An 8,889-nucleotide genomic window follows, 5' to 3' on the forward strand; every position below is an offset into this window, starting at 1 on the left:
GCGTGCGTTAGCATGGGGCATGATCGACGCTGATTCACTGGTCCAAGACGGCCAACGCCATTTTGGGCGCTTCGTCGCCACTCCCGCTGCCAACCCCCTGGACGCCTACCCGCGCCACCGCCGCGCCTGGGCGGATTTCCGCACCAAGGAGTGGGCGGGCTTCACCTTGACCCACCCGGAGTTGTTCAGCTCCATGATCCTGCAGGACGCGAAGTACCTGGCCAGCTCCGAGATCTACGTTTACGACAGGGCCAGCGGCGAGTTGACCCAGCACGCCGCCAACGCCGCCGGCGGCTCCCTGCGCCTGCCGACCAGGCTGGCCGATTCGACGGTGGCGCTGCACGCCCCCGGCTACCGGATCGCCTACAACTTCGAGCCGGAGCGGATCCGCGTCATGGTGCGCATCAGGCCGGACGGCGACACGGCTGGCGTCAACGCCAACCTCACACTGGATCCGGCGGGCGCCTCTCCCCCGTTGGCGGTCTCAGCCCGGCTCCCCGGCGGCCGCGACGCCTCCCTTTACACCAACAAGGTTGTCTACCCCGCCAGCGGCGCGGTGGAAGTGGGCGGCCGCCGCTACGAGTTCGACCCGGCGCGGGACTTCGCCATCCTCGACGAGCACAAGTCCCGCCTGCCCTACCGCACCGAATGGACCTGGGGCACCTTCGCCACGCCCGCGCCCGGCGGCGGCTACCTGGGCGCCAACCTGGCCGCCCGCCCGCAGTTCCCGGACGAGGACGAGGAGTCCTGCATTTGGACGCCGGCGGCGGCCGAGCCGCTGCGCGACGTGACGTTCGAGCCCCTTGGGGACGGCGATTTGGCCCCCTGGTCGGTCAAGTCCGCCGACGGCCGCGTCGACCTGGTTTTCACCCCGGAGGGCGCCAAGGGCGTGGACCACCAGCTAGGCCTGGCGGAGATCGTCTACCAGCAGCGCTACGGCGCCTACGCCGGCAAGCTCGCCGACCACCGCGTGGAAGGCGTCCACGGGGTCCTGGAGCACATGCGCGCCCGCCTCTAAACCAAGCCCTCGGTCATCGCGTCCGGCATCCCGAAGCGGTGCGCCGAAATCGCGACCGCCTGCTCCGCCACGAACGGCAGGATTTCCAGCCGGCCCGCCTCCGTGGGCGGCTGCGCGTAGACGGCCACGTCCGGACGGCCGCCGATGCCGTCCAGCAGGGTTTCCGCGCTCTCCCCGACCAGGCGGACGCGGCCGCCCGGCCCGGCGGCGACGCGGTCCGCGAAAGCCTGGTCCTCCTCGACCAAGACGGGCAGGCCGCACGCGGCCAGCGCCCCGGCCAGCCAGGCGGGCAGGTCGCTCGCGGCGGAGACCACCACGTCCGCCTGGGCGGTCAGGGCCGCCGCCAGGACCTTCGCCAGGTCGGCTACCTCGCCGCCGGCGGCGAGGCGGACCTCGACCGGGCGGATCACGGGCCGGTAGCGGAAGACGTTGTGTTCTGCGGCCAGTTGGCTGACGTCCCGCGCCGCGAAGTGCCCCGCCCAGGCCTGGGCGGCTGACGCGGCCGCGCGTCGCAGGCTGGCGGCCTCAGACTGGCCCAAACTCCCGTCCGCCGCCTTGACCAGGGCTTCGACCGGCGGGGCCAGCGCCGGACCGGAGTCAGGTGCCCCATCCGCCGGAGCCCAGTCGGCCAGTCCGATCAAATAGTTGGCGCCGCCAGCCTTCGCGCCCGCGCCCACGGCGGAGCGCTTCCAGCCGCCGAACGGCTGACGCTGGACGATCGCGCCGGTGATGGTGCGGTTGACGTAGACGTTGCCCGCCTGGATGTGCTCCAGCCAGTACTCGATCTCCGCGCGGTCCAGCGAGTGCAGGCCGCTGGTCAGGCCGTAGTCCACCTGGTTGGCGATCTCCACCGCCTGGGCCAGCGAAGCGGCCCGCATCACGCCCAGCACCGGGCCGAAGTACTCGGTCAGGTGGAATTCGCTGCCCGGCTCCACCCCGGCGCGGATTCCCGGCGTCCACAGCCGGCCGGAGGCGTCCAGCAAACGGGGCCGCAACACCCAGTTCTGGCCCGGCTCCAACCGGGTCAACCCGCGCTCCAGCTTGGCGCCCGGCGGCTCGATCAACGGTCCCATGGTGGTGGCGGCATTGACGGGCCAGCCGACCCTCAGCGACCTGGCCGCGTCGATCAACTGGTCGCGGAAGCGGCGCGACCGCGCCGCCGATCCGACCAGGATGACCAAGGACGCCGCCGAGCACTTCTGCCCCGCGTGGGCAAAAGCCGAGGCGACCACGTCCTTGGCCGCCAGGTTCATGTCCGCAGAGGGGGTCACAATGATCGCGTTCTTGCCGGACGTCTCCGCCAACAGGGTCAGCCCCGGCCGGATGGACCGGAACAACTCGGCGGTCTCATAGGCGCCGGTCAAGATCACCTGGTCAACTTTCGGATGGCTGATCAAGTGCCGCCCCAGGTCCCGCCCGCCCACGTTCACCAGCGCCAGCGCCTCCCGTGGCACACCGGCCTGCCAGAGCGCCTCCGCGACCACGGCCCCGGTCCTAAATGTCAGCCGCGCGGGCTTGAAAACCACCGCGCTGCCCGTCGCCAACGCGGCCAGCACGCCTCCGGCCGGGATTGAGGCGGGGAAGTTCCACGGCGGGGTGACCACCGTGACCCGGCGCGGGACCGCCCGCGCGCCCGGGATTCGCTCCAATTCCAGCGCCGCCTCGGCGTAGTAGTGCGCGAAGTCGACCGCCTCCGAAACCTCCGGGTCGCCCTGGTCCAGGGTCTTGCCCGCCTCCGCCGCCATGATCTCCAGCAGGTCGAAGCGGCGCTCCTCCAGCGCCTGGCCGGCGGCGTGCAGAATCCGGGACCGCTCGGCGGCGGCCCGTGCCGCCCATTCGGCGCCGGCCCGGGCCGCCGCCTCGATCACCTCTGACACCTGCTGGGCCGTCGTCAGCTTCGCCGCCTCGGCCGTCGCCAACCCCAACTCGGTCGAACGCGCCCGCGCCAAAATGGCGGCAGCAGCCACCTGGTTGGCCGCCACGGAGGGGTCCGTGTCCGGAGTCTCGGCGAAGCGCCCGGGCCCCGGCCGGGGGGCGGCCGCGAAACGGTCGGCGCCGCGGTACGGAACCGGCTGCACGGCATCGAGCGCCGCTATGGACTCAAGGAAACGCCGGCTCTCGCGTTCGAACATTTCGGGGCTGTCCGCCAAGTCGAACACGGCGGACATGAAGTTCGCCTCGTCGGCGCCCTCCTCCAGCCGCCGGACCAGGTACGCGATCGCCACGTCGAACTGGGAGGGGGCCACCACGGGCGTGTAGAGGCGGACGGACCCGACCGCGCGCTTGACGGCGTCCACCTGGCCCTTGGCCATCCCCAGCAGCATCTCGAATTCGACGGCCGGGCGGACCTGGCGGCGGCCGGCCAGCAGCCAGGCGTAGGCGATGTCGAACAGGTTGTGCCCGGCCACGCCCAGCCGGACCGCGTCCGCCCGGGCCGGGTCCAGCGCGTAGTCCAACACCCTGAGGTAGTTGGCGTCCGTCTCCAGCTTGGACCGGCACGTCGCCAAGGGCCAGCCGTGCAGGGACGCCTGGATGCGCTCCATCGGCAGGTTCGCGCCCTTGACCAGCCGAACCTTGACGCGGGCACCCCCGCGCGCCCGCCGGGCCGAGGCCCAATCCTGCAGATCCACCATGGCGCCCAGCGCGTCCGGCAGGTAGGCCTGCAACACGATCCCCGCTTCCAAGCCCAAGAACTCCGGCTGGTCGAGGATCGCCTTGAACACCGCCACGGTCATGTCGAGGTCGTGGTACTCCTCCATGTCGAGGTTCACGAACTTGCCCTCGCGCTTGGCGACCTCGAACAGCGGGCGGAGCTTTTGGGCCACGTCCGCCACCGTCTCCGCGAACGCCCAGGGCGCGTGCGGTGCCACGGCCGAGGACACCTTGATCGAGACGTAATCCACGTCCGGGCGGCCCAGCAGCCTGATGGTGCCGTCCAAGCGGGCGGCGGCCTCCCTCTCCCCCAGCACCGCCTCGCCCAGCAGATTGATGTTCAGCCTGGTCGAACCGTCAGCTTTGAGCTTCGCCAACGCGGGCCCCAGCCGGCGGTCGGTCGCGTCGATCACCAGATGCCCAACCATCTCGCGGAGCACCCGCCGGGCGATCGGCACCACCACGCCGGGGATGACCGGCGCCAGGGCGCCGCCCGCCCTGACCGCCGCCCGCATGGGCGCGGGCACAAACGCGGGCGCCTCCGGCGCGATCCGCGCCAGGACGCCGCCCGCCACGGCGGGGTCCTCCGGCCGGATCACACCGTCGATGAAGCGGGTGGTGAAACCCAGCCCCGCCGGGTCTTTCAGCAGCCCGGCCAACAGCGCGGCGGACGCGTCCGCCGGGGCCGCTCCCGCCTCGCGAAGCCAGGCGCGGACCAGCGCGATCGTCTCCTGAACGAGGGATTCGTCAATGGCGTCGGGGCCGGCCGGGCGCTTCGCTGCGCCAGCCAACCGGACCGCCTCCGCTGCGGTCAGCGGGGTAATGGAAGTCACCCTCCCAATTGTGCCGGATCAACCCGTCCGGCGGCGCCCCTATTTATCCGCCCGGAGCGGACCAGCGGATCAACGGCACCGTCATCTCCGCCGCCGTCAGCGAACCGTGGTGGCCCACCATCTTGGCCGCCCCGCCGGGCATCCGGCTGTCCAGCACGGTGGCGCGGCCCGCCAAGGCCACGATCACGTCCCCCAGGTACGGTTCGACCCGCTCCTCGACCTCCCCGAACAGCCCGGCGGCGATGGCCTCAGCCTTGGTCAAAACCCAGGCGTGCTCCCCTAGGCGGCCCCGCCAGCGTGCGGCGACCGCTGCCGGATCCTCCGCGTAAAGGTGGACGGCCCGCGCCTCGCCGGCCACCAATCCGACGCCCTCCGCCAGGATCGGGTCCCCGGCCACATCCCAAACCGGCGCGCCCGTCACGTCGACCATGCCGTGGTCAGCCGTCAGCCAAAGCTCCCAGGCGCGGGGCAGTTCGGCGACAATGCGGCGGACGGCCTGGTCGAGCGCCTCCAAAGCCGCCGCCCACTGGGACGACTCCCAGCCCACGGCGTGGCCCGCTTTGTCCAACTGGCCCCAGTAGACGTAAACCAAGCCGTCGCCGGCCCGCGCCGCGTTCCGGGTCGCCTCGACAATCGAAGCCGGCTTGGGGTCCGCGGGATAGAAGCGGGCGCCCCGCAGCGAGGACCGGGTCATGGCCGAATCCGCGAAGCGCCCCTCGCCCACGAATGCGGCCGGCCGGCCGATCGCGTCCAAGCGTTCGAACACCGTCGCGTGCGGTTGCCACGCCGTGGGCGGCGTGGGGGTGTCCCACTTGATCAGATTGGCACGCCGGCCCGTCGCCGGGTCGCGCAGGGAATAGCCCGCCAGGCCGGTCCGCCCCGGCGGCAGCCCCGTGCCCAGGCTGGCCAGCGCCGCCACCGTGGTCGAGGGGAAGCCGGTGACCAGTTCGCCGCGCCGCCCCGCGTTCAAGAACGGGGCGTGGCCGGCGCGAGCCGCCAGATTCGCCACCCCCAGGCCGTCCACCAAGAGCACCACAATCCCGCGCGGCGTCTCCGCCGCCCTTTCGTCGCCCGGCTCGCTCCAGTCCGCGCCAACCGGCCCGGCCGCAGGCAGCTCTATGCCAAGGCGCTCGACTGCGGCGGGCAAAACGGAATTGAGGCTGGGACCGCGGTAGCACGGCATCGTGACCCAGGCGGGGACCGGTGCGCTGGATGGCATAGGCCGTCCCGCCTACGCGGCCTGGGCGGTCGCGGCGTAAAGCTTGCGGGCGAATTCGACCAGTTTGGCGGCCAGGTCATGGCCGTTCACGTCCGCGGCGACCTGCAAGCCGATGTCTTCGCTGGTCAACGAGCCGGAATAGCCGTGGTCGGCCAGGCACTCCGGGTCGCCGCAGCCCGCCGGCTCAAGGTCCAGCAACTGGTTCGCGCCCCACCTGACGGCCAGGCGCACAACTCCGGGCGTGTCCCCGGGGAGGTGCTCGGACGGCTCGCCGGTGATATGCGTGAGCGTCACCGACTCGATTCGCCTCAGCGGCACGGCCTCCGTCGAGGCGGCCACAGCGGCCGGCGCCAGCTCATCCGCCGCGTGGTCGTCGGCGTGGGCCGAAATCAGGCGGGTCGGGGTCAACAACACCACCGTCAGGTGCTGCCCAATGGTGCCCACCCCGAACGCCACATCCGGGTGGACGTAGAACGCCACCGGCTGCTCGCCCGCCAGGGCGATGTCCAGCGCGTCGGCCACAATCCTGGGGAAATAGCCGACCCGCTCGAGTTCGGCCACCAAGGCCGCGTGTTGAAGCATGCTTCCATCCTCGCAGATGGGCGGCACGGCAACGGTTTGCCCTGTGGACGGGAGCCAAAACGGCTATGGTGAAGGCCCTAGACGAAAGGACCAGCATGGCGAGGCGGGCGGCGGCCACATTGACGGAGCCGGCGGAAGAGCGGATCACCGACATCGACGTCAGCACGGAGATGTCCCAGTCCTTCCTCGAATACGCCTACTCGGTCATTTACGCCCGCGCTCTGCCGGACGCCCGCGACGGCCTCAAACCCGTCCAGCGCCGCATCCTCTACCAGATGTCGCAGATGCGGCTGACGCCGGACCGCCCGCACGTCAAATCCGCCCGCGTTGTCGGCGACGTCATGGGGCGCCTCCACCCGCACGGGGACACGGCCATCTACGACGCCCTGGTGCGCCTGGCCCAGCCCTTCTCGCTGCGGCTGCCCCTGGTTGACGGCCACGGCAACTTCGGCTCGCTGGACGACGGCCCGGCCGCGCCCCGGTACACCGAAGCCCGCCTGGCGCCCGCCGCGGTCGCCATGACCGCCGGGTTGGACGAGGACATGGTGGACTTCGTCCCCAACTACGACTCGTCCACCACGCAGCCCGCCGTCCTGCCCGCCGCGATCCCGAACCTTCTGGTCAACGGCGCCAGCGGGATAGCAGTCGGCATGGCCACCAACATGCCCCCGCACAACCTGGTCGAAGTCTGCGCGGCCGCCCGCCACCTGCTGGACGCCCCGGACGCCACCCCGGAGGACCTGATGCGCCTGGTGCCGGGGCCGGACCTGCCCGGCGGCGGCCGCATTGTGGGCCTGGACGGCATCCGCGAGGCGTACCTGACCGGACGCGGCGCCTTCCGCACCCGCGCCGTGGCGCGCGTCGAGAAGGTCACCGCCCGCCGCATGGGGATCGTGGTCACCGAACTGCCGTATCTGGTGGGCCCGGAAAAAGTCATCGACAAAATCAAGGACCAGGTTCAGGCGCGCCGCCTCCAAGGCGTCTCAGCCGTCACCGACCTGACCGACCGCAAGCGAGGCCTGCGCCTGTTGATCGAGGTCAAATCGGGTTTCAACCCGGAGGCGGTCTTGTCGGAGTTGTACCGCCTGACGCCCATGGAGGAGTCCTTCTCCATCAACAGCCTGGCGCTGGTGGACGGCCAGCCCCGCACTTTGGGCCTAAAAGACCTGCTCCAGGTCTTCATTGACCACCGCCTGACCGTGGTCCGCCGCCGCACCAGCCACCGGTTGGAACGCCGCCGCGAGCGCCGCCATTTGGTGGAGGGGCTGCTGATCGCGGTGTTGAACATTGACGAGGTGATCGAGGTCATCCGCAGCTCGGATGACGCCGCCACCGCGAAGGCGCGCCTGATCGGCGTGTTCGACTTGAGCGACGCCCAGGCCGAATACATCCTCGAGTTGCGCCTGCGGCGCCTGACTAAGTTCTCCCGCCTCGAATTGGAGCGCGAGGCCGACCAACTGGCTTCCGAAATAGCCGCTTTGGAGGCCATTTTGGCTTCCGACCAGGCTTTGCGCGCCGTGGTCGGCGAGGAGTTGGTGGAGGTCGCGGCCGAGTTCGGCACGCCCCGCCGCACTGTGTTGTTGGAGTCGGACGGGCCTTTGGACGGCCCGCGTTCCGCCGCCGCCGCCGCCCGGCCCGCCGGGACGGCCTCGCCGTTGGAGGTCCAGGACACCCCCTGCTGGGTGGTGTTGTCCGCCACCGGTCTGCTGGCCCGCACGGCCAGTCCGGATCCCGTGGCCCGTGATGGAGAACGCTCCGCGCACGATGCCGTCCGGTCGGTTGTCCCCGCCACCTCCCGCGGCAACGTGGCGGTGATAACCAGCGCCGGTCGCGCTTTGAAGATCTCGTGTTTGGATTTGCCCGTGCTCCCGCCAGCGGCCGGGGCGCCGTCGTTGGCGGGCGGCGCCCGCGTCGGCGAGCTATTCGAACTGGACCGCTCCGAATCCGTGGTGGGGCTCGCGCCCCTCGCCCCATCCACTCCGGGGGCGGCCCCTTTGGCTTTGGGCACGGCGCTGGGCGTGGTCAAGCGGTTGGCGGACGACGACGTGCCCGCGAACAAGGACGAATGGCAGGTGATCGCCCTGCGGGACGGCGACCAGGTGGTCGGCTGCGGCCCCGCCCCTGATTCGGCTTGGCTGACGTTCATCGCGTCTGACGCCCAGTTGCTGCGCTTTGAGGCTTCGGCCGTGCGCCCGCAGGGGCGGTCGGCCGGCGGGATGGCCGGCATCAAGCTGTCCGGCGGGGCGCGGGCCATCTTCTTCGGCGTGATCGAGTCGCCTGAGGATTCCCTGGTCGTGTCGATCGCGGGCTCCGACCGCGTGCTGCCCGGCCTGGAGGCGGGCGCCGCCAAGGTCACGCCGCTGGCCGAATACCCGTCCAAGGGCCGCGCCACCGGCGGCGTCCGCTGCCAACGCTTCCTGAAGGGCCAGGATCTGCTGATCAGGGCTTGGGCCGGGCCGGCCCCGGCCCGCGCGGTGTCCGCCTCCGGCAAGCCGGTCCCCCTCCCGGACGTCGACCCGCGCCGCGACGGCTCCGGCACCCCTCTGAAGGCCCCTGTTGGCGCCCTCGGCTAACCCCATCGCGCC

The 8,889-nt window shown here is 71.4% G+C and carries 5 protein-coding genes; 2 read left to right on the top strand and 3 right to left on the bottom strand.

What is annotated here, in order from left to right; all coding sequences use genetic code 11:
• The first annotated feature begins 19 nt into the window (after window positions 1–19).
• Window positions 20–1,018 carry a DUF2804 domain-containing protein gene (locus LBC97_11030; GenBank protein MDR2566562.1) on the top strand — a complete coding sequence of 333 codons (999 nt, stop codon included), beginning with the start codon at window positions 20–22 and terminating at the stop codon, window positions 1,016–1,018.
• Here the strand turns inward: LBC97_11030 and LBC97_11035 are convergent.
• The 3 genes from LBC97_11035 to LBC97_11045 are packed head-to-tail and all read right to left on the bottom strand — an operon-like array spanning window position 1,015 to window position 6,304.
• Window positions 1,015–4,503 carry a bifunctional proline dehydrogenase/L-glutamate gamma-semialdehyde dehydrogenase gene (locus tag LBC97_11035; protein MDR2566563.1) on the bottom strand — a complete coding sequence of 1,163 codons (3,489 nt, stop codon included), beginning with the start codon at window positions 4,501–4,503 and terminating at the stop codon, window positions 1,015–1,017. The two genes, LBC97_11030 and LBC97_11035, sit on opposite strands and share 4 nt — an antisense overlap.
• Before the next feature lie 43 nt (window positions 4,504–4,546).
• Window positions 4,547–5,722: an alkaline phosphatase family protein gene (locus LBC97_11040; GenBank protein MDR2566564.1), complete on the bottom strand. Its 1,176-nt coding sequence runs from the start codon at window positions 5,720–5,722 to the stop codon at window positions 4,547–4,549.
• Between the two features lie 12 nt (window positions 5,723–5,734).
• Window positions 5,735–6,304 (bottom strand): DUF5998 family protein, encoded by a 570-nt coding sequence (locus tag LBC97_11045; GenBank protein MDR2566565.1) that lies wholly within the window; start codon window positions 6,302–6,304, stop codon window positions 5,735–5,737.
• A 95-nt stretch (window positions 6,305–6,399) separates the two neighbouring features.
• On the opposite strand from LBC97_11045, the gene LBC97_11050 reads away from it, so the two are divergent.
• Window positions 6,400–8,877 carry a DNA topoisomerase IV subunit A gene (locus LBC97_11050; protein ID MDR2566566.1) on the top strand — a complete coding sequence of 826 codons (2,478 nt, stop codon included), beginning with the start codon at window positions 6,400–6,402 and terminating at the stop codon, window positions 8,875–8,877.
• Window positions 8,878–8,889 lie beyond the last annotated feature (12 nt).

Source organism: Bifidobacteriaceae bacterium, from assembly GCA_031281585.1.
In the GTDB taxonomy this organism is placed as follows: domain Bacteria; phylum Actinomycetota; class Actinomycetes; order Actinomycetales; family WQXJ01; genus JAIRTF01.